General features: G+C 51.4%; 23 protein-coding genes. 13 read left to right on the top strand and 10 right to left on the bottom strand.

Annotated features, from left to right (window positions below; genetic code table 11):
- The first annotated feature begins 235 nt into the window (after nt 1-235).
- From WG68_RS02075 to nrdD, 4 genes are all read left to right on the top strand, one after another.
- The gene (locus WG68_RS02075) at nt 236-1,003 is read left to right on the top strand and encodes a peptidylprolyl isomerase (protein WP_046556008.1); all 768 of its coding nucleotides are present in this window, start codon (nt 236-238) and stop codon (nt 1,001-1,003) included.
- A gap of 131 nt (nt 1,004-1,134) precedes the next feature.
- Nucleotides 1,135-2,352 (top strand): hypothetical protein, encoded by a 1,218-nt coding sequence (locus tag WG68_RS02080; protein ID WP_046556009.1) that lies wholly within the window; start codon nt 1,135-1,137, stop codon nt 2,350-2,352.
- A gap of 311 nt (nt 2,353-2,663) precedes the next feature.
- On the top strand, nt 2,664-3,113 hold the full coding sequence (nrdG, locus tag WG68_RS02085; protein ID WP_046556010.1) for an anaerobic ribonucleoside-triphosphate reductase activating protein: 450 nt from the start codon (nt 2,664-2,666) through the stop codon (nt 3,111-3,113).
- Nucleotides 3,114-3,134: 21 nt separating this feature from the next.
- Complete coding sequence (nrdD, locus tag WG68_RS02090) at nt 3,135-4,937, top strand: anaerobic ribonucleoside-triphosphate reductase (protein ID WP_046556011.1); 1,803 nt, start codon at nt 3,135-3,137, stop codon at nt 4,935-4,937.
- Here nrdD and WG68_RS02095 read toward each other — a convergent pair.
- A complete protein-coding gene (locus WG68_RS02095; protein ID WP_046556012.1) occupies nt 4,895-5,281 on the bottom strand; it encodes a SirB2 family protein in 387 nt (128 codons plus the stop codon). The genes nrdD and WG68_RS02095 overlap by 43 nt on opposite strands.
- A 325-nt stretch (nt 5,282-5,606) precedes the next feature.
- On the opposite strand from WG68_RS02095, the gene WG68_RS02100 reads away from it, so the two are divergent.
- The gene (locus tag WG68_RS02100) at nt 5,607-7,874 is read left to right on the top strand and encodes a nitric-oxide reductase large subunit (protein ID WP_046556013.1); all 2,268 of its coding nucleotides are present in this window, start codon (nt 5,607-5,609) and stop codon (nt 7,872-7,874) included.
- A 93-nt stretch (nt 7,875-7,967) separates the two neighbouring features.
- The gene (locus WG68_RS02105; protein ID WP_046556014.1) at nt 7,968-8,372 is read left to right on the top strand and encodes a hypothetical protein; all 405 of its coding nucleotides are present in this window, start codon (nt 7,968-7,970) and stop codon (nt 8,370-8,372) included.
- Nucleotides 8,373-8,419: 47 nt separating this feature from the next.
- On the opposite strand, the gene hemN is transcribed toward WG68_RS02105, so the two are convergent.
- Entirely contained in the window at nt 8,420-9,781 is a 1,362-nt protein-coding gene (hemN, locus tag WG68_RS02110; RefSeq protein ID WP_046556015.1) for an oxygen-independent coproporphyrinogen III oxidase, read from the bottom strand.
- Nucleotides 9,782-9,862: 81 nt separating this feature from the next.
- The gene (ubiT, locus tag WG68_RS02115; protein ID WP_046556016.1) at nt 9,863-10,378 is read right to left on the bottom strand and encodes a ubiquinone anaerobic biosynthesis accessory factor UbiT; all 516 of its coding nucleotides are present in this window, start codon (nt 10,376-10,378) and stop codon (nt 9,863-9,865) included.
- A gap of 124 nt (nt 10,379-10,502) precedes the next feature.
- Here ubiT and ubiU point away from each other — a divergent pair, with 124 nt between their 5' ends.
- The 3 genes from ubiU to mog all read left to right on the top strand — a co-directional run bounded on the left by ubiU (nt 10,503) and on the right by mog (nt 13,109).
- The gene (gene ubiU, locus WG68_RS02120; RefSeq protein WP_046556017.1) at nt 10,503-11,495 is read left to right on the top strand and encodes a ubiquinone anaerobic biosynthesis protein UbiU; all 993 of its coding nucleotides are present in this window, start codon (nt 10,503-10,505) and stop codon (nt 11,493-11,495) included.
- 4 nt (nt 11,496-11,499) lie between these two features.
- A complete protein-coding gene (locus WG68_RS02125; RefSeq protein ID WP_046556018.1) occupies nt 11,500-12,372 on the top strand; it encodes a U32 family peptidase in 873 nt (290 codons plus the stop codon).
- Between the two features lie 200 nt (nt 12,373-12,572).
- Nucleotides 12,573-13,109, top strand: a complete 537-nt coding sequence (mog, locus tag WG68_RS02130) for a molybdopterin adenylyltransferase (RefSeq protein ID WP_046556019.1) — start codon at nt 12,573-12,575, stop codon at nt 13,107-13,109.
- A 141-nt stretch (nt 13,110-13,250) separates the two neighbouring features.
- Here the strand turns inward: mog and WG68_RS02135 are convergent, their stop codons facing one another.
- Nucleotides 13,251-15,047: a bifunctional protein-serine/threonine kinase/phosphatase gene (locus WG68_RS02135; protein ID WP_046556020.1), complete on the bottom strand. Its 1,797-nt coding sequence runs from the start codon at nt 15,045-15,047 to the stop codon at nt 13,251-13,253.
- 28 nt (nt 15,048-15,075) lie between these two features.
- Nucleotides 15,076-16,572, bottom strand: a complete 1,497-nt coding sequence (locus WG68_RS02140; protein ID WP_046556021.1) for a NarK family nitrate/nitrite MFS transporter — start codon at nt 16,570-16,572, stop codon at nt 15,076-15,078.
- Nucleotides 16,573-16,873: 301 nt separating this feature from the next.
- On the opposite strand from WG68_RS02140, the gene WG68_RS02150 reads away from it, so the two are divergent.
- From WG68_RS02150 to WG68_RS02160, 3 genes are all read left to right on the top strand, one after another.
- Nucleotides 16,874-18,202 (top strand): MFS transporter, encoded by a 1,329-nt coding sequence (locus WG68_RS02150; protein WP_046556023.1) that lies wholly within the window; start codon nt 16,874-16,876, stop codon nt 18,200-18,202.
- Complete coding sequence (locus WG68_RS02155) at nt 18,193-19,395, top strand: NnrS family protein (protein WP_046556024.1); 1,203 nt, start codon at nt 18,193-18,195, stop codon at nt 19,393-19,395. Before WG68_RS02150 ends, WG68_RS02155 begins: the two co-directional genes overlap by 10 nt.
- A 285-nt stretch (nt 19,396-19,680) precedes the next feature.
- Nucleotides 19,681-20,058: a putative zinc-binding protein gene (locus WG68_RS02160; RefSeq protein WP_046556025.1), complete on the top strand. Its 378-nt coding sequence runs from the start codon at nt 19,681-19,683 to the stop codon at nt 20,056-20,058.
- 62 nt (nt 20,059-20,120) lie between these two features.
- On the opposite strand, the gene WG68_RS02165 is transcribed toward WG68_RS02160, so the two are convergent.
- Nucleotides 20,121-20,561, bottom strand: coding sequence for a nucleoside deaminase (locus WG68_RS02165; RefSeq protein WP_046556026.1), 441 nt, complete (start codon nt 20,559-20,561; stop codon nt 20,121-20,123).
- Nucleotides 20,562-21,057: 496 nt separating this feature from the next.
- Here WG68_RS02165 and WG68_RS02170 point away from each other — a divergent pair, with 496 nt between their 5' ends.
- Nucleotides 21,058-22,818: an alpha-amylase domain-containing protein gene (locus tag WG68_RS02170; protein ID WP_046556027.1), complete on the top strand. Its 1,761-nt coding sequence runs from the start codon at nt 21,058-21,060 to the stop codon at nt 22,816-22,818.
- A 92-nt stretch (nt 22,819-22,910) separates the two neighbouring features.
- On the opposite strand, the gene WG68_RS02175 is transcribed toward WG68_RS02170, so the two are convergent.
- The 4 genes from WG68_RS02175 to WG68_RS02190 are packed head-to-tail and all read right to left on the bottom strand — an operon-like array spanning nt 22,911 to nt 25,474.
- Nucleotides 22,911-23,441, bottom strand: a complete 531-nt coding sequence (locus WG68_RS02175; RefSeq protein ID WP_046556028.1) for a DinB family protein — start codon at nt 23,439-23,441, stop codon at nt 22,911-22,913.
- Between the two features lie 22 nt (nt 23,442-23,463).
- Nucleotides 23,464-24,300 carry a sulfurtransferase gene (locus tag WG68_RS02180; RefSeq protein WP_046556029.1) on the bottom strand — a complete coding sequence of 279 codons (837 nt, stop codon included), beginning with the start codon at nt 24,298-24,300 and terminating at the stop codon, nt 23,464-23,466.
- Nucleotides 24,301-24,318: 18 nt separating this feature from the next.
- Complete coding sequence (locus tag WG68_RS02185; RefSeq protein WP_046556030.1) at nt 24,319-25,089, bottom strand: HesA/MoeB/ThiF family protein; 771 nt, start codon at nt 25,087-25,089, stop codon at nt 24,319-24,321.
- Nucleotides 25,073-25,474, bottom strand: coding sequence for a YbaN family protein (locus WG68_RS02190; RefSeq protein WP_046556031.1), 402 nt, complete (start codon nt 25,472-25,474; stop codon nt 25,073-25,075). Before WG68_RS02190 ends, WG68_RS02185 begins: the two co-directional genes overlap by 17 nt.
- Nucleotides 25,475-25,479 lie beyond the last annotated feature (5 nt).

The following is a 25,479-nucleotide window of genomic DNA, read 5'->3' on the forward strand; positions in this document are numbered from 1 at the left end:
GCCACAGCAACTCGCTGCGCTCAGACACTCTGTGGCTGTGCTATCGAGGTTCCAACCCGGGCCTGGCAAGATCGATTGACCAGCCAGACTGCGAGCCGATATTGCTAAACAAAGCGTCTCCGGCATGGATGCCGGAGAGGAGCCTCCAGGGACGGATTTACGGCGTCTTTGTGTGCAATACCGGCTGAAAGCAGTCTGGCGATACGCTAAATGGCACCGATAACAGAGGTTTAATATGATTCAAGTAAACAACGCCACTATCAGCGAATCGGCCTTAATGGCCGAAGTACAGTACCACCCGGCCGACAGCAAACGCGCCGCCACCTTAAAAGCCGCCGAATCGTTGATTATCGGTGAGCTGTTACGCCAGCGTGCCAAAGCCCTGGGCCTGACGGTAAAAAGTGAGCTAAACAGCGCCAGCGATGATGATTTTCTCGATGCACTGATTAGCCAGGAGCTGCCGATCCCCACCGCTGGCGATGAAGAATGTCAGCAATATTACAAACTAAACCCACACCGCTTTGCCAGCTCACCGCTGCTGGAAGTCAGCCATATTCTGCTGGCCGCCGCCCCCGAAGATGACAAGGCGCGGGTAGAAGCAAAAATATTGTCTGAGCAACTCATTAGTCAATTACAGCAAGGTGAAAGCCTGGCAACGCTGGCCAAACACTACTCGGCCTGCCCGTCGAAAGAAACCGGCGGTAGTTTAGGCCAAATCAGCCGCGGTCAAACAGTGCCGGAGTTTGAAAGGCAAATATTCAGCGCCGAACCCGGCTTGCTGCCACAGGGGATTGAGAGCCGCTACGGTTTTCATATCGTGTTTATTGCCCGCAAGGTACCCGGTAAGTTACTGCCCTTTAGCGCGGTACAGCAGAAAATTGCCGAATACCTGAATGAAAAAGTACGGCGTAAAGCCGTGGCGCAATATATTCATACCTTGATAGTCAATGCTGAGATTGATGGCTACGATTTTAAGTTGTCGGACTCGCCATTAATGCAATAAATATGTAGGGGCGCCCGTGAGTATATAACATCATGGCGCCCTACCAATAACTAGGTAACCCCTTAACCTAATTATAAAAAAACCTGTTTCAGGCTAGGATCGCTTTGCCACCATTAGCCAGGAAACCTATCATGAAAACTACCGTTGCGGTTTTACCTCTTGCCATCAGTTTAGCCTTAATCGCTGCAGCAACATCTACCCCGTTGCAAGCCGCTGATATCAGCGAACAGCTTAACCAAGCTTTGCAGCAAAGCAGCGTATCAGCCCATTTTCGCTACCGTTTAGAATATGTCGATCAGGACAACGTATTAGAGGATGCCATCGCCTCAACCCTGCGCAGCCGCATCACCATTAATACTGGCAAGGTGTCTGGCTTTAGCGCCTTATTGCAAGTTGATAACGTAAGCCTGCTGGGCAATGATAATTACCACAGTACCGTCAATGGTAAAACCCGGTTCAGTGTGGTGGCCGATCCTAAGGGGTCTGACATTAATCAGGCCCTACTGCGCTACCAGAACGACAATGGCAGCACCTTCAGTGCGGGCCGCCAGCTGGTAAACCATGCCAATCAACGCTTTTTAGGCGGGGTAGCCTGGCGCCAGAATGAACAAACACTGGATGGCTACCGGCTGCAGCATAATTTCAGCACCAGCCTGAATACCGAACTGGGCCATTTTTATAATGTGAACCGGGTATTTGGCCCCAAGGGCCCGGCCGCCGATCAGCGTGGCAACTTTAATACTGCCTTAGTGCAATGGCAGCTAAATCCGGCTCATCAGTTGGCCGCTTTTGGCTACGACTTTGATTTTAACGACTGGGCAGTACGCAGCAGCCGCACAGTAGGTATTGATTATCAGGGCAAACTAGCAACAGGCCCGAAATTAAGTTGGCATCTGGCACTGGCCAAACAGGACGATGCCCATAACGCGCCGCTGAGTTTCAGCCACCACTATCACCGGCTGAGCTTAAGCTGGGCGCTGGACGGCGTCACCCTGCAAGCAGGACAAGAGCGTTTAGCCGGCGATGGCCAAAGCGCTTTTCAAACGCCGCTGGCCACCTTACATGCCTTTTCCGGTTTTGCCGATATGTTTCTGAACACCCCCAATGGCGGCTTGCGTGATAACTGGTTACAAGCCAGCGGCAAGGTTAATAAGGTTGCCGTTACCCTGGCCTACCATCGCTTTGACAGCGATGCCGGCAACAGCAACTACGGCAACGAATGGAATGCCAGCGCCAGCTATGCCCTGAACAAACAGTTATCAGGCCTGCTGAAACTGGCCCATTACAATGCCAATGCGCTGGCTGTAGATACCAGCAAAGTCTGGCTAGTCTTGAACTACCAACTTTAGCCAGCAACTGTAACAGCAACACTTCCCAGCTCCACCAGCCAACCCTGCGCTGCCCCAAAGCAGCATAAAAGCAGCGTTGGTTCCTTTGCCGCCCCTCCATTTTGGAAAGGGCGGTTTTTTTATTGTGCAAACTAAAGCCGCTTTACCCCTAATGGGGTAATAACCCCAGTAAAACTGCCGCCTGGCGTGCTGTCGTCCAGCTGACAACCGCTAAAGCTTGATCCAGATCAAGTTTTGCACCGCGGTAAAGGCTAAGCTAAACCACAACATCTAGTGTCAATTAAAAATAACAACACTACATACGGGGTTTTATGCTTAGGTTCAGTGAGGAACAAATTGTCTTTCAGGAAGTACCGGGCGAGGTATCCCTGGCGTTTACTATCGCGGGCTGCCCGTTGGGATGCAAGGGCTGCCATAGCAGTTATAGCTGGCGCCCTGAGATTGGTAACCTGCTCACCCCCGACTACTTTAGCCACCGCCTGCAAAGCTACCGGGGCTTAATCAGCTGCGTGCTGTTTTTAGGCGGTGAATGGCAGGCCGCTGCTTTGCTGCCGCTGTTAGTGCAGGCGCGCCATGCTGGCCTTAACACTTGTTTATATACCGGCCTGGATGATGTCAGCCTTGATTTGAAGCAACAGCTGACCTACCTGAAAACTGGCCGCTGGCTGGAACAACGCGGCGGCCTGAACAGCCGCAATACCAACCAGAAGTTTACTGATTTACGCACAGGCCAATGCCTGAACCATCTTTTTATTCGTTAACCACCTGCTGAGGGATATGCTATGCAAGCGCTAAATTTTACCCAACTACAACAAAAACTAAGCTTTATCGACAACTATCTGCACGCCACTAACGCTGCGGATGGCTCGAAACTGGATGCAAATGCCAATGTTACCCAGAAAAATATCGCCACCTTAGAAGCCGAACTGATGAAAGATCATTTTATTCAGGTTAACCGGGCATTGATCAGCAATAAAATAAGTAGCCTGTTCGGCGCTGAGCTGGCGGCGGAGTATCTGAGACAAATCGCCGACCACGAAATCTATGTGCACGATGAAACCAGCTTAAAGCCTTACTGTGTGTCGGTGACTATGTATCCGTTTTTACGCGATGGCTTAACCAAGCTGGGCGGCGAGTCACAGGCACCGAAACACCTGGAGTCGTTCTGCGGCTGCTTTGTTAACTTTGTGTTTGCTGTGTCCAGCCAGTTTGCCGGTGCTGTGGCCACTGTAGAATTTTTGACCTACTTTGATTACTTCGCCCGTAAAGACTATGGTGATAACTACCTACACACCCACCCCAGGCAAATTGCCAACCATTTGCAGCATGTGGTGTATGCGCTAAACCAGCCAGCCGCTGCGCGCGGCTATCAAAGTGTGTTCTGGAATATCTCCATCTATGATCAGCATTACTTCGACAGTATGTTTGGTAACTTTGTGTTTCCGGATTTTGTGAAACCAGAGTGGCAGTCGGTATCAGCGCTGCAGCAGTTCTTTTTAAGCTGGTTTAATAAAGAACGCGAGAAAACCGTACTGACCTTCCCGGTCGTCACTGTCGCCATGCTCACTGACAATGGTCAGTGTAAAGATCAGGCTTTTGCCGCTGACATGGCGCAGCAACTAGCTGAGGGCAATGCATTTTTTGTTTATCAGTCAGAAAATGCCGATTCCTTAGCCAGCTGCTGCCGGCTGCGCAGTGAAATCAGCGATAATACCTTTTCTTACTCGCTGGGCGCAGGCGGTGTCGCCACCGGCTCTATCAATGTTATTACCATTAATATGAACCGGCTGGTGCAGGATAGCCGTGATTTAGCTACAGAAATCAGTAAAATCCATAAATATCAGGTAGCCTATCGCAAAGTGATGGAAGAGTATCAGGCAGCCGGGCTACTGACGGTGTATGACGCCGGCTTTATCAGCCTGGATAAACAATTTTTAACCATTGGCATAAATGGCATGGTAGAAGCGGCTGAATCGCAAGGCCTGGTAGCCAGCAACAACCCCGACTATATCCGCTTTGTGCAACAGCAGTTAAAAGTAATTTTCGATGCCAATAAACTGGCTAAAATCGAATATGGTTATATGTTTAACACCGAATTTGTACCGGCAGAAAACTTAGGCGTTAAAAATGCAAAATGGGACCGCGAAGACGGCTATCTGGTGCCGCGCGATTGCTATAACTCGTATTTTTATGTGGTAGAGGATGAACAGAGCAATACTCTGGATAAGTTTCAGCTGCACGGCCGTGAGCTGCTGGATTATCTGGATGGTGGCTCAGCGCTGCATTTAAACCTGGAAGAAAAACTGGACCCGGCCGGCTACCTTAACTTACTCAATATTGCCGCCAAAACCGGCTGCAACTACTTTTGCATCAATGTAAAAATTACCATCTGCAATAGCTGCGAAACCATAGACAAACGTACCTTGTGTGCCTGTCCTAATTGCGGCAGTAACGATATTGACTATGGTACCCGGGTTATCGGTTATTTAAAGCGGGTATCGGCCTTTAGCAGTGGCCGCCGCCAGGAGCATAAACTACGGCACTATGAGAGAGTAAACAACAGCGGTTTAATGCGCGCCAGATAAAAAATACCTGCCAACTGAGCCAGTGCCAGCAAAGCGCAAGCCGTTCGCGCTGGCACGGCTAAACGTTGTTTTAACGCCCCGATGCCAAACCCAATATACCCCAGCAGCAACAGAATTTTAAAACCCAGCCACTGGTGAGCAAAAGGCTGCCAGGGGCCGATGGCGACTAAGGTAAAAGCCAGTGTCAGTAACAAGGTATCGTTAACATGAGGCACATAACGCAGCGGGCTCTGGCGCCAGCCTGGTTTAGCTGCCATATCCAGCAACAGACGGGCGACAAACAGCAATGCACTTAAATAAGCGCAAAACATATGTAAGGTTTTTACCGGTAAATAATATTCCATCTGGTATCGTCTCTTATCCGCTGTCAGGCCCCACGATAAAACAAGCTAGCTTAAGTGCCTATATCGCTGAATAGGTAGAAAACACGCTAAACCGCCTCATATGGGTCATTTTCACCCTGCGGGTAACTTTAACCCGAGCGTCGGCAGGTTAAAACCACCCTCCACATCGCACAAAACATTAAAACACCATATATAACAAAACCTTAAACATTGGCTTATTTCTTGTAATAGCCGTATTGGCAGGTTTTGCCTGACCAATGATGACCATAACAGGAGTGAAATATGACACTTGAGCGCTATAAAAAAGAGTTGTTAAGGGGGCTGTATGGCCGGATATCGTAAACTCTGGTGGCTGTTGATCAGTATTTTAGCCATTACTTTTGGGGTATTGGGCTATTTTGGTGCTGAGGTATATCGCTCGGCACCGCCTATTCCGGCAAAGGTCATTGATCAGCAAGGGCAGGTGCTGATGACCCAGGAAACTATCCTTAACGGCCAGACTGCCTGGCAATCGGTTGGGGGTATGCAACTGGGATCGATCTGGGGCCATGGTGCTTATCAGGCACCGGACTGGACTGCCGACTGGCTGCACCGTGAACTGCTCGCCTGGCTGGAACTGGCGGCTCAGGATGAACATGGACAGAGCTATGCGCAGCTTAACGCCACACAGCAACATGCGCTTAAATTCATGTTAAAGCAGGCCTACCGCACTAACAGTTACCATAAAGCCACCGACACTCTGCAACTCAGCGATCGCCGGGCACAAGCAATTGCCCAAACCGCTGAGCATTATATTGCCTTGTTTGGTGATGATATTGAACTGAGCCAGACCCGTGCTAACTATGCCATGAAAAACAATACACTGCCGTCTTTAAGCCGGCGTCAGGAAATGACTCAGTTTTTCTTCTGGACCGCCTGGGCCGCCAGTACTGAACGTGCGCCGGATAGCGCAACCTACACCAACAACTGGCCGCACGAACCGCTGATTGACAACCGTCCGACGGCGGAGAACCTGATTTGGTCGCTGGTTAGTATTATTTTACTGATAGCCGGTGTCGGTGGCCTGATTTGGGGTTGGGCTTTTTTACGTAACCACGACGAAGAAGAACCCGAAGTGCCTAAACAAGATCCGATTGCCCGGCTTAAACTTACCCCGTCGCAAAAATCGCTGGGCAAATACATCCTGCTGGTGGTAGCGCTATTTACGCTGCAGGTACTGTTAGGTGGCGTTACTGCCCACTACACAGTTGAAGGCGATGGCTTTTATGGCCTGAATACCACCGAATGGCTGCCGTACAGCCTGTCCCGCACCTGGCATATTCAGGCCGCCATGTTCTGGATCGCCACTGGCTTTCTGGCCGCCGGGCTGTTTTTAGCGCCGATAATCAACGGTGGTAAAGATCCAAAATATCAGAAACTGGGCGTTGATATCTTATTCTGGGCTTTAGTGGTGCTGGTTGCCGGATCTTTTGCCGGCAACTATTTTGCCATCATGCAAATTATGCCTGAGCAATACAGTTTCTGGTTTGGCCATCAGGGTTATGAGTATATTGATATAGGGCGTTTTTGGCAGATCATTAAATATATCGGCGTGCTGTTCTGGTTGCTGCTGATGCTACGGGCTGTGGTACCGGCCTTTAAAGCGCCTGGCGATAAAAACCTGCTGGCACTGTTTGCCGCTTCAGTGGTATGCGTTGGTTTATTCTATGGTGCCGGCTTATTTTACGGCGAACGCACCCATTTATCGGTAATGGAATACTGGCGCTGGTGGGTGGTTCACTTGTGGGTAGAGGGCTTCTTTGAAGTATTTGCTACGGTATCGCTGGCATTTATCTTCCATAGCATGGGGCTGGTGTCACGCAATATCGCCACCACCGCCAGTTTAGCCTCGGCCTCGTTATTTATGCTCGGCGGCATACCTGGTACTTTCCACCACCTGTATTTCTCTGGTACCACCACACCGGTAATGGCGGTAGGCGCAACCTTTAGTGCGCTGGAAGTGGTGCCATTGGTCGTGCTGGGTTATGAAGCCTGGGAAAACTGGCGCTTAAAAAATAAGGCGCCGTGGATGGCCGATATTAAATGGCCATTAATGTTTTTCGTTGCGGTAGCATTCTGGAATATGCTGGGTGCCGGGGTGTTTGGTTTTATGATCAACCCACCTATTGCTTTATATTACCTGCAAGGCTTAAACACGACACCAACCCATGCCCATGCGGCGTTGTTTGGGGTGTATGGCTTCCTGGCGCTGGGGTTTTGCTTATTGATCCTGCGTTACATCCGCCCCCAGCTGGTGTTTGATGAAAAGTTGATGAAAACGGCTTTCTGGTGGATGAATGGCGGCCTGGTGCTGATGTTGTTTACCAGCTTGTTACCCATCGGCTTTATTCAGTTCTACGCCAGCGCCACTGAAGGCTTATGGTATGCCCGCAGTGAAGCCTTTATGCAAAGCGATATACTGCAGACATTGCGCTGGGTGCGTACCATCGGCGATATTATCTTTATCGTCGGCGCCCTGGCAGTAAGCTGGCAGGTGGTTAAAGGCGTGTTCGACAGCAAAGCTGCTCATCAACCATTGCACCAGCAAGGCTGATACCTCATAAGGGGTACTGCGGTACCCCTTAATTCAGCAGTATTCAAGGCTGGCAGTTGCTACACTGCGCCAAAGATTTAGGCAGAGGCTGTTATGAATATTGAATCCTATACCGACTTAATCCGCGCCGCCGGCCAGCAAAGCGAGCCACAACGTTTATTGTTTGTGTTTGCCAAAGCAGAGCTGCCCAATGGCTTTACCGACACCCAGAAAAACAACTTTGAGCAGGGCCACGGCGGTGCCTTAGCGCCGGTGCTTTGCGTAGATAAACTGCCCGAGGAAGTAACCGACTTCAGCACGTTGGTGACAGAGTCGATAAGTACCGGCGTTGACTGGGATATCGCCTTTGTCTCAGCCATTGGTGGGCGTGGTGGCTTCGCCCCTAATAACGATGAAGCGGCGCAGCCGCTGAAAATGATGACCGAGAAAATTCAGGGCGGCATGATTGCCGATTTTCTGACCTTTAATAAAGCCGGTGAGTTAGTGGCGCTGTATTAACGAATATTGGGGCGCCCGTTTATTAATGAACGGGCGCCCCAACAGGGTTACACCACCTTGGAATAGCGCTGCTGGCCCTGGGTCAGGTAAGCATCAAAACAGGCGCAGATACTGCGCACCCAGAGCCGGCCGCTGTCAGTCACTTTAATCCGCTCTGCATATACCTCCACCAGGCTATCTTCCATAAACGGCTGCAGCCGCTCTAACGCCTCGGCAAAGTATTGCCAGAAACCTGCCAGCTGCCATTGCTGGCAGAACGCGGCAATGTCTAATTCGAAATGGCAAATTAACTGACTGATTAGCGCAGCGCGGATTTTATCGTCGCTATTTAAGCTAAAGCCGCGTTCAACCGGCAGTTTGCCGGCATTTATGGCAGTGTAATAGCCTGGCAACTCTTTGCTGTTTTGCCACAGTACACCGCTTACCTGGCTGATACTGGATACGCCAAGGCCAAGCAAGGCATCCTGCCCTGCGGTGGTATAACCCTGAAAATTGCGCTGCAATTTGCCCGCCTGCTGCGCTTTGGCTAAGGCATCATCCGGCCTGGCAAAGTGGTCCATGCCAATAAACTGATAACCGGCAGCGACCAAGCGCTCAATCGCCAGTTGCATTAACGCCAGCTTGGCGGGTGCATCTGGCAGGCTGCTGTTGTCAATTTTACGCTGCGCAGCGAAACGCTCGGGAATATGGGCATAACTGAACAGCGAAATACGGTGCGGGTTCAGCCGGATAATTTCATCAACCGTTTCACTAAAACTGGCCGGCTGTTGAAATGGCAGGCCGTAGATTAAATCCAGATTAATCGAGCTGAAACCGAGCTCACGGCTAAGCTGCAGCTGGTGGCGAATTAAATCGGTATCCTGCACCCGGTTAATGGCAATTTGCACTTTTTCATCTAAGTCCTGCACGCCGAAGCTGACCCGGTTAAAACCCAGGCTGCGCAAATGGCGCAGTTTGTTATCGCTGCAGCTGCGCGGGTCTATTTCAATACTGATTTCGGCATCGCTGTTAATCACAAAGTGCTGATGCAATTGCGCCATTAGCCGGCTTAGCTGCTGTTCAGTTAAAAAGGTGGGCGTACCGCCGCCTAAATGCAGCTGATTAATCCGCTTATTGCTGAGCAAGGGAGCATACAGCGCCATCTCCTGCGCTAAGGCATCCAGATAAGTATCGGCTTTATGCTGATGGCGGGTAATCACCTTATTGCAACCACAGTAGTAGCACAGCTTATGGCAAAACGGGATATGCAGATACAGGCTTAGCTCAGCCGGGCTTTGGCCAAGCGCCAGCTGAATGTGTGTCTGATCAAAATCAGTACTCAGTGCCAGCGCCGTCGGATACGAGGTATAACGCGGGCCGTTAATATTGTACTTGCTGATTAACTTCGGGTCCCATTTTATGCTTTGCATTGCTACCTCTGATATTGCGCTGTTATTGCTGTGTTATTACAACACCCTTACTGGCGGCCAGTATAAAAGCGACAGAAAAAACTAAGCTTGATCTATCGCAGGCTTAGCGGATTTTAACGCGCTTTGTTGCTGAGCCAGCCAGTTCAGGCCAACCGATACCGCTGCAGGCAAACGTGCCGGCCCTATGCTGTCGAGCAGGTTTTTGCAGTACAAGCCCAGCTCAGTATCGCCCAGCATCTGCAACCGGCGACGGAAAAATAACGTATCCGGATCGGTGTTATTGCTGATCATCGCCACAAAGTCGGCCAGCTCTGCTTTTAACAAAAGATGCTGTTGCGCTGGCTTAAGCTGCACCTGTAGCTGCTTGCCGTGCAGGCTGATGCCAAACTCAAGGTTAAGATCAGTTACGCTGATCAGCACCGTCTTACCCTGCAAAAAGCTCAGCTCACCGCCAGCCAGCTCAGGCTGAAAAAACCGGTTTAATGCCAACTGTAACAGGCTGCGCTGCATAAGCGCTGGCGCACAGCAGGTAAGCTGGCGCAGCATTAGAGGTAGTGCAGCTACCAATTTAGAGTTAACTCTTTTAATATCAAACATATATAAGCAATTCCCTCGTTTCAGACCCTATAATGAAACCACAGCACTCCCGCCTTCGCTATTCCCTGTCGGAGGTAGTTGGGGTAACTAAGTCATTATGATTAGCTAACTTAAGAGGCGACATATGGAACTGCTCTGCCCCGCTGGCAGTTTGCCGGCGTTAAAGGCGGCCATCGAACATGGCGCCGACGCCGTTTATATCGGCTTAAAAGATGATACCAACGCCCGTCATTTTGCCGGGCTGAATTTTGACGAAAGCCGGCTGAAAGAAGCAGCCTGCTTTGTGCACCAGCATGGCAAAAAATTGCATGTGGCCATTAATACCTTTGCCCACCCGGATAACTACCAGCGCTGGCAGCAGGCGGTGGATATTGCCGCTAATGCCGGGGCTGATGTCCTGATCCTGGCCGACATTGCTGTGCTGGCCTATGCTGCCGAGCGTTACCCTAAGCTGGAGCGGCATTTGTCAGTGCAGGCCTCGGCCACCAATGCCGCCGCCATTGATTTTTACCGCCAGTTTGGTATTAGCCGGGTGGTGTTACCAAGGGTGTTGTCGATGCAGCAGGTGCGGGCGCTGGCTAAAAGCTGCGATATTGACCTGGAAGTATTCGCCTTTGGCAGCCTGTGTATTATGGCCGAAGGCCGCTGTTATTTAAGCTCTTATATGACCAGCCAATCACCTAACACCGCTGGCGCCTGCTCTCCGGCTGCTTTTGTAGAGTGGCAGGACAATAACGGCACCCTGGAATCACGCTTAAATGGCATTTTAATCGACCGCTTCGCCCCCAATGAAATCGCCGGTTACCCGACACTGTGCAAAGGCCGTTTTACCGTGGGCAGCGATACCTACCATGCGCTGGAAGAACCCACCAGCTTAAACACTCTGGATTTACTGCCACAGCTGTATGCCGAGGGCATTAAGTCGCTGAAAATTGAAGGCCGGCAGCGCAGCCCGGCTTATGTGGCACAAATTACTCAGGTGTGGCGCGCGGCCATAGATGCCGTGATGGCGAACCCTGAGCAGTTCAGGGTACAGGCACAATGGCAACAGGTGCTGGCTGGCCTGGCTGAAGGTAGCCAGACCACACTGGGTGCTTATCATCGAAAATGGAAATAAAGTTATGCAATTCTCATTAGGCCCGGTGCTGTATTTCTGGCCCAAAGCACAAATGCTGCAGTTTTACCGCGAGGTGGCAGACAGCGACTTTGATATTGTTTACCTCGGCGAAACCGTCTGCAGCAAAAGGCGCGAGTTAACCTTTGCCGATTATTTTGCGCTGGCGCAGATGCTGCGCGAGGCCGGCAAACAAGTTTGCTTATCATCGATGACGTTATATGAGGCGCCGGGTGAGTTGCGCGAACTGCGAAAATATATTGATAACGGCGAGTTTTTAGTTGAAGCCAATGATGTTGGCGCCATTAGCATGCTGCAGCAACACGCCCTGCCCTTTGTGGCCGGTGCCGCAATCAACTGTTATAACCAGCACAGTTTGCGCCGCCTGATCAGTATGGGGCTGACGCGCTGGGTATTGCCGGTAGAACTTTCCGGCCAATGGCTCAGCGATGTGCTGCAGCAAGGTATTATCGCCGATATCCGCCACTGCTTCAGCACTGAGGTATTCAGTTTTGGCCATTTACCGCTGGCCTGGAGTGGCCGCTGTTTTACCGCCCGCTCAGAGAACCGCAGTAAAGATCAGTGCGAACTTTGCTGTATTAACTATCCGCAGGGGCGTGAGGTAACAAGCCAGGATGGTACTCAGGTTTTTGTGTTAAATGGCATTCAAACCCAATCGGGTTATCGCTACAACCTGATAAACCAGCTAAGCACTATGCAAGGCACAGTGGATATAGTACGGTTAAGCCCACAACAAACCGGCACCTTTGCCTGGCTGGCGAAATTTAAAGCTAACCTTGATGGCAGCGCGCCGCAGCAACTCAGCGCCACCGACAGTAACGGCTACTGGCTAAACCTGGCCGGGATGGCGACGGGGTGAAAACCGCATACATAACACACGGTCGCTACACACCTTGTGCTCGCCGCAGCAACTATACTGGGCATCCTGCCCAGTACCTGCGGCCAGCAGATGCTGTTCAAATTCGTTCCTGACGAATTTGTCACCGCATCCATGGCGGCTCAGACACTCTGCGGCTGTGCGCAACGTGGTAGCAACCGCTGTGATATACAGGAACCACTATGACCAACCACACGGCCAAAATTGGCATTGTTACAGTAAGCGACCGCGCAAGTGCCGGTATTTACGAGGATTTATCCGGTAAGGCGATTATCGCTACCTTAACAGACTATTTAAGCAGCGACTGGCAAGCCGAATACCGGCTCATTCCGGATGAGCAGCCGTTAATCGAGCAAACGCTGCGTGAGCTGGCCGACCAGCAAGGCTGCTGCTTTATTGTTACTACCGGCGGCACCGGCCCGGCCAAACGTGATGTCACGCCTGAGGCAACCGAAGCGGTGTGCGATAGGATGATGCCCGGCTTTGGCGAGTTGATGCGCACTGAGTCATTAAAGTATGTGCCAACCGCCATTTTATCGCGCCAAACTGCCGGCCTGCTCGGAAGCAGTTTAATTATTAACCTGCCTGGCAAGCCCAAAGCTATTCGCCAGTGTTTAGATGCGGTATTTCCGGCGGTGCCCTACTGCATTGATTTAATGGACGGGCCCTATCTTGAGTGTAATGAGCAGGTGATGAAGCCTTTTCGGCCTAAAAGCTGACTGACGGTTAACCCAAACGACTGAGCAGGAATCGGATTGCTCTAAGTCAACCGTTGAAGCCCTGGACGGGCGGAAACGAGCCCCCAGGGATGGGTTCACGGCGTGTTGACGTGAGTAAACCGGTTTCTGCCAACACCACACTTAGCGCCTGAGCAAAAACAACCACACCACCAGCAGTAAAGTAATAAACCAAAAACCGGACAACAGCTGCCAGAACAGCAAGGGGTTGGTTTTATGCTGCTGTTTTACTTCTTCGTGCAAAAATTCCGGGTTGGGTTGCTGTAAGTCGGTCAGTAGCTGATTAATACTCTGATAACGCTGCGATAAATCCAGACTCACCCCTTTTTGTAAGGCGCGGTCGAACCAGGTTGGGATCACCGGGTTAAACTGATGGCTACTGCGATAACGCAGTTTGTCGTAATCAGCCGCGGTACGGCACTCTTCCACCGCCTCACCGTAGGGTAAATGGCCGCCACTGAATAGCTCATACGCGATAGTAGCCAGGGCATAAATATCGCCCTGCACGCCGGAGTTATGCCCCAGCAAATAATGCGGATCGGAATAAGCCGCAGTACCCAGTGCCGCTTCATGCTGCAGCGGGCTGGCTATTTCCGCCAGGCCAGCCACATACACCGAGCCAAAATCGACAATTTTTAAACTGCCATCATGCTGGTAAATAATATTGCCGGGTTTTAAATCCTGATGAATCGCCCCCATCCGGTGAAACGCTTTTAAGCCTTCGGCAATTTGTTTCACCAACTTAATGGCCAATGCCGGCTTTAATGGCTTGGGCTGGCGCTCAAACCATTGCTCTAACGTCTGGCCTGGCAGATATTCCAGCAGGTAGTACAGAAAGGTGCGTGGCCGGCATTGCCGCACTACCCTGACCACATAATCCGACTCAATGCGCAGGCCTATCCACTCTTCACGGATAAAACGGTCGATATACAAGGCATCATCGTCGTAATTCAACGACGGGCATTTCAGTACCAGCTGCCGGGCTGTACCTTTAATAGCACTACCGTCAATAGCACTGCCGTCAACAGCAGTGCTTTCAGTAACAGTGCTCTCATCCTCCACCAGATATAAATGGCTGCGACTACTGGCAAACAACTCGCTTAGCACTCTATAGCCATCCAGTTTCATGCCCGGGCTCAGTGCCGGTGGAAACGGCAGCCGGGTAAGATGCTGATTTAAATCATCCAGACTTTGCTCTGGCAACCCCATTATTTCCAGCAAAATAAGGCTGATATTATCATCGCTACCCTGCGCCAATGCCTGCTGCTTTAGCTGCTGCGCCGTTACCCCTAAATCGGTAGCCGCCGACAGCTGGCGCTGCAATTCATCGGCACTGACAAAATCGGAAATACCATCTGAGCACAGTAAAAATTTATCCCCCGGGCGCACGCTTAAGCTGCCCTGGTGTAGCTCAACCCGCGCATCCATGCCCAGCGCCCGCCCCAGAAACTGGCGCTGCTCTGATAATACCGTAGTATGATCCAGACTTAACTGCAGCAGAACGCCATCGCGCCAGTGATACAAGCGGCTATCGCCAATATGAAAAAAATGGGCAGTTTGCGATTTGATAATCAGCGCGGTAAAGGTAGTCAGATAGCCCTTCTGGTTATGCACAAACTGATGACTCAGCTCATACAATTCGTTATTAATGGTGGCCAGCAGCTGCGTGGCACTGTGGGCCACCGACCAGCTATCCGGCGTTTGGCTGTATTCGTGGCAAAAACGGCTGACCGCCCGCTCACTGGCCTGCCGGCCGGCCTCAGCGGTGCTGACACCATCGGCCAGTGTGAAGCAGGCCCCTTTGTAGGTTAACAGGTGGCTATCGTCTGGCAAATTAACCGCTATGGCGTCTTCATTAGCCGCTTTAATGCCAGCCTCGCAGACACTGCTATAGTTAAGCTGCAGCTCGGATATGCTCACCTGTCACTCCTTTTTGGCAACACCTTAATTAACCGACATTAATCCGATGCACAGTGCCATCTTCGCCTACTTCGGTAATATGGCCTTTGGGGTCATCTAAAAACATCACGGCAACCAAACCAACCAGCGCTGAAGCAGCAATCACATAGAAAAACATACTGTAGCTGACATAACTGAGCACGGTTAAGTACACCACTGCGCCAACATTACCATAAGCGCCAGCCATACCGGCAATCTGGCCGGTCATGCTGCGTTTAATTAACGGCACTATGGCAAATACCGCGCCCTCACCAGCCTGAACAAAGAAGCTACAGGCCATGGTGGCCAGCACCGCCATTGGGATCCACCAGTGACTGTCCATCAAACCCATCAGAAAATAGCCTGCTGCCAGACCACCAATTAAAATCAGCATGCTTTTGCGCCGGCCAAATTTATCAGAAAACCAGCCGCCCATCGGCCGCGATACCAGGTTCATAAAAGCAAAACCCGATGCCAGCATACCGGCTTTTACCGCACTGATGCCCTCGAAGGTTTCCAGAAAATACAACGGCAACATCGATACCACCGCCAGCTCAGAGCCAAAAGTGGCAAAGTAGGCAATATTTAAAATACCCACCTGCTTAAAGCTGTACTTGTCGACCTCGGGCACGCCGGCCCGTAAATGCTCAACATTAACCCGCCAGGTTTGTTGGGTTTGCACCATAAACAATAGCAGCAACACGCCCCATAACACGTACATCATATTGGTAGAGAATAGCTCTACCCCGGCAGGTGATAAACGCCAAGCCAGCATTCCCAGCGCCAGATGCATAGGAATATTCATCAGAATAAGACCCCACATTGCCCCCCAGCTTGATACCACCATAGCACCGGTTTTTTTCGGTTTAAAATACATTGAGCCTTTGGGGGTATTGCGGGCATATTTGTAAAACACCAGTGCATATACCGCACTGATTACGCCAACGGTACCAATGGCATAACGCCAGCCGTCCGGGCCACCAAAGGCCAGCGCCAGTAGTGGTAAGGTCATTGCCGCCGCGGCCGAACCAAAGTTGCCCCAGCCACCGTAAATGCCTTCGGCGGTGCCTACCTGATGATGCGGAAACCACTCACCTACCAGACGAATGCCTACCACAAAGCCAGCGCCGACAAAGCCCAGCAAAAACCGGAACAGCGCCAGCGCATCATAAGTCTGGGCAAAGGCAAAACCAATACATAGCAGCGCTGAGATAAACAACAGCAAAGAGTACATAATGCGCGGGCCGTAGCGATCTACCAGCATGCCCACCACAATCCGTGCCGGTATGGTCATAGCCACATTCAAAATCAGCAGGGCTTTAACCTGAGCATCAGTTAGCGCCAGCGCTTCTTTAATATGAATAAGCAAGGGTGCGTGCGCAAACCAGATAACGAAGGTCAGAAAAAAGGCAAACCAGGTCAGGTGCAGCATTTTTATTTTTTTTTCAGCGAAATTCAGCAGGTTCAACCCACTGCCGCTTTGCGTTGCTAAAGCAGGGCCAGCCATAACATCCTCCACAGGATTAACAATAAACTGCGCCCAGTGTAGAGAGCCTTGGCCATAAAATCATTGATACAAAACAAAGCAAAACAAGTCATTTTACTTTCAAAAACAAGCAGATACCAATTTATAGGTAGCGCCTGGCATGCCGCCGCCACGCCATAATTCAGCGCCAGATACCCACTTAGGGTTAGTCTGCGAGTAAGCGCGGCGCTCACCGGCGCGTCAGAGGTACGCCCTCTTTGCTGCGGCAGAGCCTTGCTTTGGCGTTACACTAACCATAATGATCTGAAGCGGATATTTTGCTATGGCGCACTATGCTCCCACCACACTGGCGCAGGCCACGCTGCCTGGTGCCAATCGTGCTTTATTGCTGGCAACGCTGGCTTTTGCCGCTTGTTTTTCGGTCTGGACCTTATATGCCGTAATGGGCATCCCGTTGCAGCAACAACTTAACTTCAGTGCTACCGAGTATGGCATTTTGCTGGCCGCGCCTATTTTCAGTGGCGCCCTGCTGCGGATCCCTTTTGGCATATTGGCAGATCGGATCAGCAGCCGCCGTTTATGGCTGTATCAGATGCTGGCGGTGATCCCGGCACTGTTATTGTTACCCCTGGTCAGCAGCTACAGTGGTTATTTATGGCTGGGCCTGTGGTTTGGCATCAGTGGCGTATCTTTTACCTTTGGCGTGCGCTATGTCAGTAGCTGGTTTGCTTCCAGCCGTCAGGGCCGGGCACTGGGGCTATTTGGCGTGGGCAATGCCGGGGTGGCTATTACCTTTGTGCTGGTGCCACTGGCCATCCACTATCTTGGCTGGCAGTGGGTCGGCCCCTTGTATGCAGCAGGTATGTTGCTGATCACCGTGCTGTTTGCGCTGTTATCACCGGCCGAGCCGCCGCAGGCTTATACTAACACCGCTGCGCTGAGCCTGCGCCAACTGGCCGGCGATGCCCGGATTTGGCGCTTTTCACTGTATTACTACTTTGTGTTTGGCAGCTTTTTAGCGCTGTTGTTGTGGCTGCCACAATACTATATGCAAGCCTACGAAATGAACGCGCAACAAGCGATGGCCTTTACCTTGTTTTTTGTTGCAACCTCCAGCATGGTGCGGGCGCTGGGAGGCTGGTTTGCCGACCGCTACGGCGGGCGGGCGGTTAACTGGAGTGTGTTCTGGGTCTGTATTATTTGTTTGTTTTTTCTCAGTTACCCGCCCACTACCCTGATTATTCATGGTCTGGAAAAAGATGTGCAGCTGGAAATCGGCTTAAACGTCTGGTGGTTTACCTTGCTGATTTTTGTAATAGGCGTCGCCCAGGGCTTTGGCCGGGCCAGTGTGTATAAGGTGATTCACGACTACTACCCGCACCATATGGGTAGCGCCGGTGGCTTTGTAGCAGCCATTGGTGCGCTGGGGGGTTGTACCCTGCCTATTTTATTTGGTTTGGCGCAGGACGCACTTGGCATCGTCACCGGCTGTTTTATGATTTTATACGGCGTATTGGCGCTATGTATGATCACCATGTTTTTTGCCAATCAGGCCGCGCAATACCAGCAAAAGCTGGCAGTAGCCCGAAGCAACAATTTTTTATTGGATGAGAACGATACTTTTAACCACGAGGATAAAGCATGCAAATAACTGATCTGGCAACCGAGCAAAAGCTGTTGCCGCTGTTACGCCAGGCGTTTCGGCCAATGTTTTTATTTGGGGCGGCGTTCAGTGCCATTGCCATGCTGTTGTGGGGCCTGGCGCTATCTGGCCATATTCAGCTTAAACCCTTTGCCAATGTGTTGTTCTGGCATAGCCATGAAATGCTGTTTGGTTTTGTCTGTGCCATTATCATCGGTTTTTTACTGACGGCGGTACAGAACTGGACCGGCTTGCGCGCGCCACATGGTAAAAGCCTGTTGTTGATTAGCTTATTATGGCTAAGTGGCCGCTTGGTGTTACTGTTTGGCCAGGGACTACCACTGTATCTGGTCGCCGCCATCGACTTAAGCTTTTTACCGGTTTGCGCCTGGTTGCTGGCCAAACCTTTGTTGCAGACTGGCCAGCAGCGCAACCTGTTTTTTGTGCCAGTGTTGCTGTTACTTACTGCCTGTAATGCACTGATGTATATCGGCGTTGCCACTAACCGCTATGAGCTGATCCAGCTCGGTAGCCAGAATGCAGTGTGGCTGATTACCTTACTGATGGCGATAGTCGGCGGCCGGGTACTGCCAATGTTTACCGCCAATGGCACTCAAACCAGGAAAGTTGACGCCTGGCTGTGGCTTGACCGCGCCGCTTTGGGTTCATTATGGCTGATATTTGTGCTGCACTTTTTTGCGCTGAGCAAATACCTGCCACCACTGGCAATGAGTGCTTTATTTGCCGTTAGCGCGGCGCTTACCGCCCTGCGCTGCCTGCGCTGGAAAATCTGGATAACCTTAAAAGTGCCGCTGTTATGGTCGCTGCATCTGGCCTACTGGTGCATTCCCATTGGCCTGGCGCTTTATAGTGCACGTTATGCTGGTTTTAACATCAGTAATAGTATTGCACTGCATGCGCTGACTGCAGGCGCCATGGGCGCTATGATATTAAGCATGATGGCCCGGGTATCCTTAGGCCACAGTGGCCGGGTGCTGCAGCCAAAAGCCATTATGTCACTGGCATTTTTGCTGGTGCTGGCTGCGGCAGTTAGCCGCACACTATTGATTTGGCTGTGGCCAGCACAAACCATGCAATGGTTGTGGCTGGGTGTCGGCGGCTGGGTGCTGGCGTATTTACTCTATGTTGTAGTGTATTTTCCGGTGTTAACTACACCAAGACCAGATGGTCGGCCAGGTTAACAGGTGATTGCTAAAGCTTATTATCAAAGCTAGGTTGGAATCACGATAGCGCAGCCACAGAGTGTCTGAGCCCTGCCGCAGGCAAGAGGGCGAGTTGCTGTGGCGAGCATAGCGGGAGTTGCAACCGGCGTTATACAGCCCTCACTCAAACCTACTTCGCCTTTACCAACATTACCTCTGAAGGGGTAAGCGTACAGCAGCTTTGATTTGTATCAAGTCGCGTATTGCCAGGGCCTCTACACTGAATAAATAGTCTGACCACGTTATTTAACAGGAGAGCCCGGTATGAACACCGAATCTAACAACAAGCCTTTAGTCTATTCCTGCTCTGGCTGCTCCAACGTGGCGCAACTGGCCAATGATTTAGCCGTGGTACTTGACCGTGAAGGCTCAGCGCAAATGTCTTGTATTGCTGGCGTTGGTGGCAAGGTTAAACAACTGGTAAAGATAGCCCAATCCGGCCGGGCTATTCTGGCGGTAGATGGCTGTGCGCTGAATTGTGTAAAACAAACCCTGGCAACGGTAGACGTAGTACCCACCTGGCATATAGAGCTTACGTCCCTGGGCTACAAAAAACGCGACCACGAAAACTGCGATTTAGGCGATGCCTATAAACTGCTGCAGATGGTGCACAGCGATATCCTGCCGCCAACTGCAAGTTAAGTGTCACACAACTTAAGGGCTCAAAGCATGCTACCGGTTTTAATAGCCAAAGCTGTGGGCACTTATTTGCCAATATCTTCAAACCACAGCTCTGGCTTAGCGGCAATAAAATCCTGCATCAGCGCAATGCACTCAGCATTATGCTGGTTCTCCAGGATAACGCCACGGCTTTGCACGTAAGCCTCCGGCCCCTGAAAGGTTTGGTTCTCACCAATCACTACCTTTGGAATGCCATAAAGCAATACCGTGCCGCTGCACATATCGCAGGGTGACAAGGTAGAGTACAACGTCGCCCGGCGATAATCGGCGGCAGTTAAGCGGCCGGCATTTTCCAGGCAATCCATTTCGGCGTGCAGTACACAACTGCCCTGCTGCACCCGCTGGTTATGACCGGCGCCAACAATCTTGCCATCGATAACCAGCACCGAGCCAATAGGAATACCGCCCTGGGCTAAACTTTTTCTGGCCTGGGCTATGGCCGCCTGCATATAGATATCTGTCATATTTGAACCTCTGCCAACTATAGCGATAACCGAAAAGACACTGAATTTACTTTTCGGCCATTGTCAGGCTTAACACTAACAGTTCATGTTAAAAGCGCATAGCGCTGCTTAGTAACAGCAGCATATTATCAAAGTAGCAACGCCTTCAGGCGCGCCTTTGTGCCTAAGTTTCTGCTGCCCCCCAATGCCTATCGGCAGCGGGTTCGCTGATTGCGGCAAGTTCACATTTGCCAGGTAATTTTCCCTATTTTAGTGCAAAATAAAGGTTGATTAAGCGTTGCATACGTATTCATGTTGTATCCCTGCACCAGCTTGGCCATAACAATAGCGCTTTGCGCAAATTTGAAGCAAAGCACGTGAGGTCTGTTTCGTATCACTTGTCGCGTCTGGATACGCATGAGGTAACAACACGGAAATCGTCGTGGGACGGCATGGCAAGATGCCGGGGTAGTACAACTACAGGCCGAAAATACACTTCTTATTTTCAGGTATCACCATGCAAATTACAGTTAACCCTTTATTGTTGAAATGCTGGCGCCAAAGCGCCGTGGCGTTATCGGCACTGACGTTATCGCTGGGTCTATATGCCAGCGACCTGCCAGAAATTCCGGCGCAGCAAGTGAATAACACTATGTACCAGGCTTTTTACTGGGACGCCTACCCGGGCTTATGGGCAGACTTACCCGCTATGGCCGCGCCGCTGGCCGAGCGTGGCATTACCTCAATGTGGTTGCCCCCGGCGGCAAAAGCGATGAACGGCAGCAACAGTGTCGGCTACGATGTGTACGATTTCTGGGATCTGGGCGAATTTAATCAAAAAGGCACCACAGCAACCCGTTACGGCAGTCGCCAGCAGTTGCAGCAGGCGCTTGGCGCCTTGGATCAGCTGGGCATTCAGGCTTATTTTGACGTAGTATTTAACCACCGGATGGGGGCTGATGCACAGGAAGATATCCCCGGTTTTGGCATGGCCTGGACCCAATATTATCTGCAGGGCCGACAGGCACATTACACTGAACAAAACTGGGACTACCTGTGGCACGATTTTAACTGGGACTGGACCACCTTTAACGGTTCAGACAACACCTTGTACCCAGGCAAATGGTGGGGTAATACTTACCACTTCCCTTACCTGATGGGGGAAGACGTCGATTACAACCGCTTTGAAGTACAGCAGGAAATGAAAGCCTGGGGTGAGTGGATTATCAATGATGTTGGCTTTAGCGGCTTTCGGATGGATGCTATCGCCCATGTAGATACCGATTTTACCCGCAACTGGATTAATCATGTGCAATGGGCCACCGCTGAGGATATTTTTTTCGTGGCAGAAGCCTGGGTCAGTGATATCAGCGGTTATCTCGATGCGGTCAATAGCCCGCATTTGCGCGCCTTCGATTTTAATTTGCGTGATGAGTTTGTGTTACTAAGCAGTGGCAACAAAGATATGCGCTGGTGGGGTGGCCTGGTTAACAGCCACCATCGTGAGCGGGCGGTTACTTTTGTCGACAACCACGACACCAGCCGCGCCGGTAATCCGTATGGTATGCCACAGGTTATTAATTACAAAAATCAGGCGTATGCCTATATTCTGCTGCGCGAGCACGGCATACCCGCCGTATTTGCCCGTGACTACGACGAGTTTGGCATGGCCCCTACCCTGGATAAACTGATTGAAGCCCGCCGCTACTTTGCTTATGGCCCAGGCCACGAATACGCTGGCAATACCGAAGCCGTGTATGCTTACGTGCGGGCCGGGCTAAATGATGTGCCAGGCACTGGACTGGTGATGCTGATCTCAGGCCGCAACTGGGGGGTGCAGCAATCTTTCTGGATGAACAGCCACCAGCCCAACACCACCTTCTACGACTACACAGGTAATGTTACGGGCACCGTCACCACAGATGCCCAGGGCTACGCCAACTTCCCGCTAAATGTCAGCGAAAGTAGCGGCTGGTCGGTGTGGGTACCCCAGCCAGGCGTCCAGCAGCCGGCAAGCATTACGTTAAGAATGACCAAAGATGTCGGCTATGGCTTTTCGCTGTTTTTCACCGGTAGCAGCCCAGAGCTAAGCAACTGGAGCGGTGGTATTGAAGCGACCTGGACAAGCGGCAATGTGTGGGAACTAACTATTCCGGATCCGGGTAACTTTGAATGGAAAACCCGTAAAGGGCCAACAGGCGGCAGTGGTCAAACCTGGGAAAGCGGCAGCAACCACAACCAAAGCAACCTGCACCCCAACTTTAATGGTGGCTTTTAACGGCAGATCAGCCGGATAGATAAAAGCCAAGATGGGCCACCCGGCAGTCGCTGCGGGGCCCACCTGCACCACGTATTTCTACTATTTCCTGTTTATGACACATAGGCAACAAAATCAGTAACGCCAGCATCGTATCCCAGCTGGTGCAACAAGGTGGTGATCTGGCCACGGTGATGGGTTTGGTGATTAAACATATGCGCCACTGCAACCCAGGTCGGGTGTTCTCGCGATTGCCCCTGCGAATTGCTGTAGCGCATAGTACTGGCAAGTTGCTCATCGGTTAACTCTGCCGCCCAGCTGACAATTACCTGATCAGTCACCCTTCTTTGGGCGCTAAGCTCGGCAAAGTCTGGGCATAGCTCATCGCGTAATGACGAGAACTGATAAACCAACGTCGCGGTTTGCAATGCTGCCATATCAGGAAAAGCCCTGGCAAAACGGCCAAGCCAAATGCGGTCTGCCAGCAGGATATGATTCAGCGTGCCGTGAATTGAGCCAAAAAAGGCCCCCAGATCTTTTTTACGCTCGTTGTCAGTTAAGCCAGCCACCAGAGCGAACAACCGGCCATTAAATTCAAGATTATATTTGGCAAAGCCCTGCATTTGCGTCTGATGTGCTGCCATTTATCCTCCCGCACCAATATTGTTATGCAACTGGCAAAGTAGCATTGCTTCCCCAGTCAGCCCATGAGCCATCGTATAAGGTTACGTTCTGGTAGCCAGCCATTACTGCAGCCAGCAAAATAATGCAGGCGGTAATGCCTGAGCCACAGGAAAATACCAGCGGCTGAGTTTTGCTACCGATCAGCTTTGAAAATATCTGCGCTAATTGCTCAGGATTTTTAAAGCAATGCCCATCCAACACCTCAGCAAACGGCAGATTTAACGAATAAGGAATATGGCCACTGCGCACCCCTGCCCTTGGCTCTGGCTTTAAACCCAGAAATCTTTCGTGAGAGCGCGCATCAAGAATAGCTAGCTGACCACTGGCCAGATGCGCAAAGATATAATCTGAGTTACATACCAAGCCTGCTTGCAACGCCCCCTGAATATCGCCAGCTGCAGCTGCGGGGCCAGCCAGCGTTGCTACCACGGCTCTTTTTTCAGACAACCACTGCGCTAAGCCGCCATCCAGCACAAACGCATTTTTAACGCCCATCGCCTGGAAAATCCACCAGGCCCGCGGCGCGGCATAAGTGCCCTGATTATCGTACAGCACCACGATACTATCGGAGTTTATACCCAGGCGCTGTGCAGCCCCGGTGAACTGCGCCTCGGTAGGAAAGGCATTAGCTTGCGATGAATTTACATCACACAAGGTAGTTTCTAAATCAAGCCGTTTGCTACCCGGTATAAACAATGGTGTCGGGTATACAATGGCTTCTTTGCCAACGATCTTGCGCATACTGACATCGATAAGCACAAGTTCGGCAGCATTTAAATTAGCGTCAAGCCAACGGGTCGTAACCAGAGGAAGTTGCATTTTTTCTCCCTAATCGCGTTAACCAGCGCCACAAACAGCGCACGCCGGGTCTTTATTTAAACTAAACTGCTGCCACTGGCCTGTTAGCGCATCAAACAACTGCAATTTGCCATACAGCGGTGTGCCAACGCCAGCAAGAATTTTCACCGCTGCCAGCGCCTGCATAGTGCCGATAACGCCCACTACCGGGCTTAAAATACCGGCTTCCATACAAGTGAGTTGCTGCTCACCAAACAGCTGGCTCAGACAGTGATAACAGGCGCCCTCGCCCTGCATGCTGAAACTGGCTACCTGGCCTTCAAAGCGGATAGCGGCACCAGAGACTAATGGCACTTTAGCCTGAACGCATGCCGCATTAATAGCATTTCGGGTAGCTAGGTTGTCAGTGCAATCGAGCACCAGAGAGAATTGCGGTACCAATGCAGCCAAATCCTCAGCAGTTAACCGCTGCTGCAACGCATTGATTGCAATTTCAGAGTTTAACTGCCGTAAGCTGGCGACAGCTTGTTGTACTTTACTTTCCCCGATGTCGGCCTCGCGATACAGGATTTGCCGTTGTAAATTGCTACTATCAATGTTGTCATCATCCACCAGCGTCAGCTGCCCTACCCCACTGGCCACCAGATAAGGCGCAGCAGCGCAGCCAAGGCCACCCATGCCCACCAGCAGCACTTTGCTTGCCAGCAGCGCTTCCTGGCCACGAAAATCCAGTGCCGGCAACATTAACTGGCGGCTGTAGCGCAGGGCCTGCTGCCTGTTTAACGCTGGCGGGTTAGTCGGCTTTGTCATCGTCATGTTCCTGAATAGCCTGTTCGGGGCGGCGCCATAACCAAAGCGCCACCAGTAATAAAAAGCACGGTAACACTAGTTTTAACAGTAGCGGTGCCTGAGATAGCTGCAACAGCACAAGGCTTAGCAACATCATGCCAGTGGCCAGATATTTGGCGCGCCGTGGTACTACGCCATGCTGGCGCCAAGCCAGGATCGATGGGCCCAATTGCGGATGTGCCAGCAAACGTTGCTCCAGAGCAGGCCAACCTTTACCAGCCGACCAGGCACTGAGTATAATAAAAGGTACCGTGGGCAGACCTGGCAACGGAATACCGATAAGCCCAAGCGCTAAACTGCCGAGTGCCAGCAGCCGCCATAGCAACATTTTACCTAAAGCCCACATTTGTT

Origin of the sequence: Arsukibacterium ikkense (assembly GCF_000987775.1) — a bacterium.
Classification (GTDB): domain Bacteria; phylum Pseudomonadota; class Gammaproteobacteria; order Enterobacterales; family Alteromonadaceae; genus Alishewanella; species Alishewanella ikkense.

What these genes read in the sequence shown, in the direction of transcription:
- WG68_RS02075 (WP_046556008.1), top strand. Translation starts at nt 236, where the DNA reads ATGATTCAAGTAAACAACGCCACTATCAGCGAATCGGCCTTAATGGCC.
- WG68_RS02080 (WP_046556009.1), top strand. Translation starts at nt 1,135, where the DNA reads ATGAAAACTACCGTTGCGGTTTTACCTCTTGCCATCAGTTTAGCCTTA.
- nrdG (WP_046556010.1), top strand. Translation starts at nt 2,664, where the DNA reads ATGCTTAGGTTCAGTGAGGAACAAATTGTCTTTCAGGAAGTACCGGGC.
- nrdD (WP_046556011.1), top strand. Translation starts at nt 3,135, where the DNA reads ATGCAAGCGCTAAATTTTACCCAACTACAACAAAAACTAAGCTTTATC.
- WG68_RS02095 (WP_046556012.1), bottom strand. Translation starts at nt 5,281, where the DNA reads ATGGAATATTATTTACCGGTAAAAACCTTACATATGTTTTGCGCTTAT.
- WG68_RS02100 (WP_046556013.1), top strand. Translation starts at nt 5,607, where the DNA reads ATGGCCGGATATCGTAAACTCTGGTGGCTGTTGATCAGTATTTTAGCC.
- WG68_RS02105 (WP_046556014.1), top strand. Translation starts at nt 7,968, where the DNA reads ATGAATATTGAATCCTATACCGACTTAATCCGCGCCGCCGGCCAGCAA.
- hemN (WP_046556015.1), bottom strand. Translation starts at nt 9,781, where the DNA reads ATGCAAAGCATAAAATGGGACCCGAAGTTAATCAGCAAGTACAATATT.
- ubiT (WP_046556016.1), bottom strand. Translation starts at nt 10,378, where the DNA reads ATGTTTGATATTAAAAGAGTTAACTCTAAATTGGTAGCTGCACTACCT.
- ubiU (WP_046556017.1), top strand. Translation starts at nt 10,503, where the DNA reads ATGGAACTGCTCTGCCCCGCTGGCAGTTTGCCGGCGTTAAAGGCGGCC.
- WG68_RS02125 (WP_046556018.1), top strand. Translation starts at nt 11,500, where the DNA reads ATGCAATTCTCATTAGGCCCGGTGCTGTATTTCTGGCCCAAAGCACAA.
- mog (WP_046556019.1), top strand. Translation starts at nt 12,573, where the DNA reads ATGACCAACCACACGGCCAAAATTGGCATTGTTACAGTAAGCGACCGC.
- WG68_RS02140 (WP_046556021.1), bottom strand. Translation starts at nt 16,572, where the DNA reads ATGGCTGGCCCTGCTTTAGCAACGCAAAGCGGCAGTGGGTTGAACCTG.
- WG68_RS02150 (WP_046556023.1), top strand. Translation starts at nt 16,874, where the DNA reads ATGGCGCACTATGCTCCCACCACACTGGCGCAGGCCACGCTGCCTGGT.
- WG68_RS02155 (WP_046556024.1), top strand. Translation starts at nt 18,193, where the DNA reads ATGCAAATAACTGATCTGGCAACCGAGCAAAAGCTGTTGCCGCTGTTA.
- WG68_RS02160 (WP_046556025.1), top strand. Translation starts at nt 19,681, where the DNA reads ATGAACACCGAATCTAACAACAAGCCTTTAGTCTATTCCTGCTCTGGC.
- WG68_RS02165 (WP_046556026.1), bottom strand. Translation starts at nt 20,561, where the DNA reads ATGACAGATATCTATATGCAGGCGGCCATAGCCCAGGCCAGAAAAAGT.
- WG68_RS02170 (WP_046556027.1), top strand. Translation starts at nt 21,058, where the DNA reads ATGCAAATTACAGTTAACCCTTTATTGTTGAAATGCTGGCGCCAAAGC.
- WG68_RS02175 (WP_046556028.1), bottom strand. Translation starts at nt 23,441, where the DNA reads ATGGCAGCACATCAGACGCAAATGCAGGGCTTTGCCAAATATAATCTT.
- WG68_RS02180 (WP_046556029.1), bottom strand. Translation starts at nt 24,300, where the DNA reads ATGCAACTTCCTCTGGTTACGACCCGTTGGCTTGACGCTAATTTAAAT.
- WG68_RS02185 (WP_046556030.1), bottom strand. Translation starts at nt 25,089, where the DNA reads ATGACAAAGCCGACTAACCCGCCAGCGTTAAACAGGCAGCAGGCCCTG.
- WG68_RS02190 (WP_046556031.1), bottom strand. Translation starts at nt 25,474, where the DNA reads ATGTGGGCTTTAGGTAAAATGTTGCTATGGCGGCTGCTGGCACTCGGC.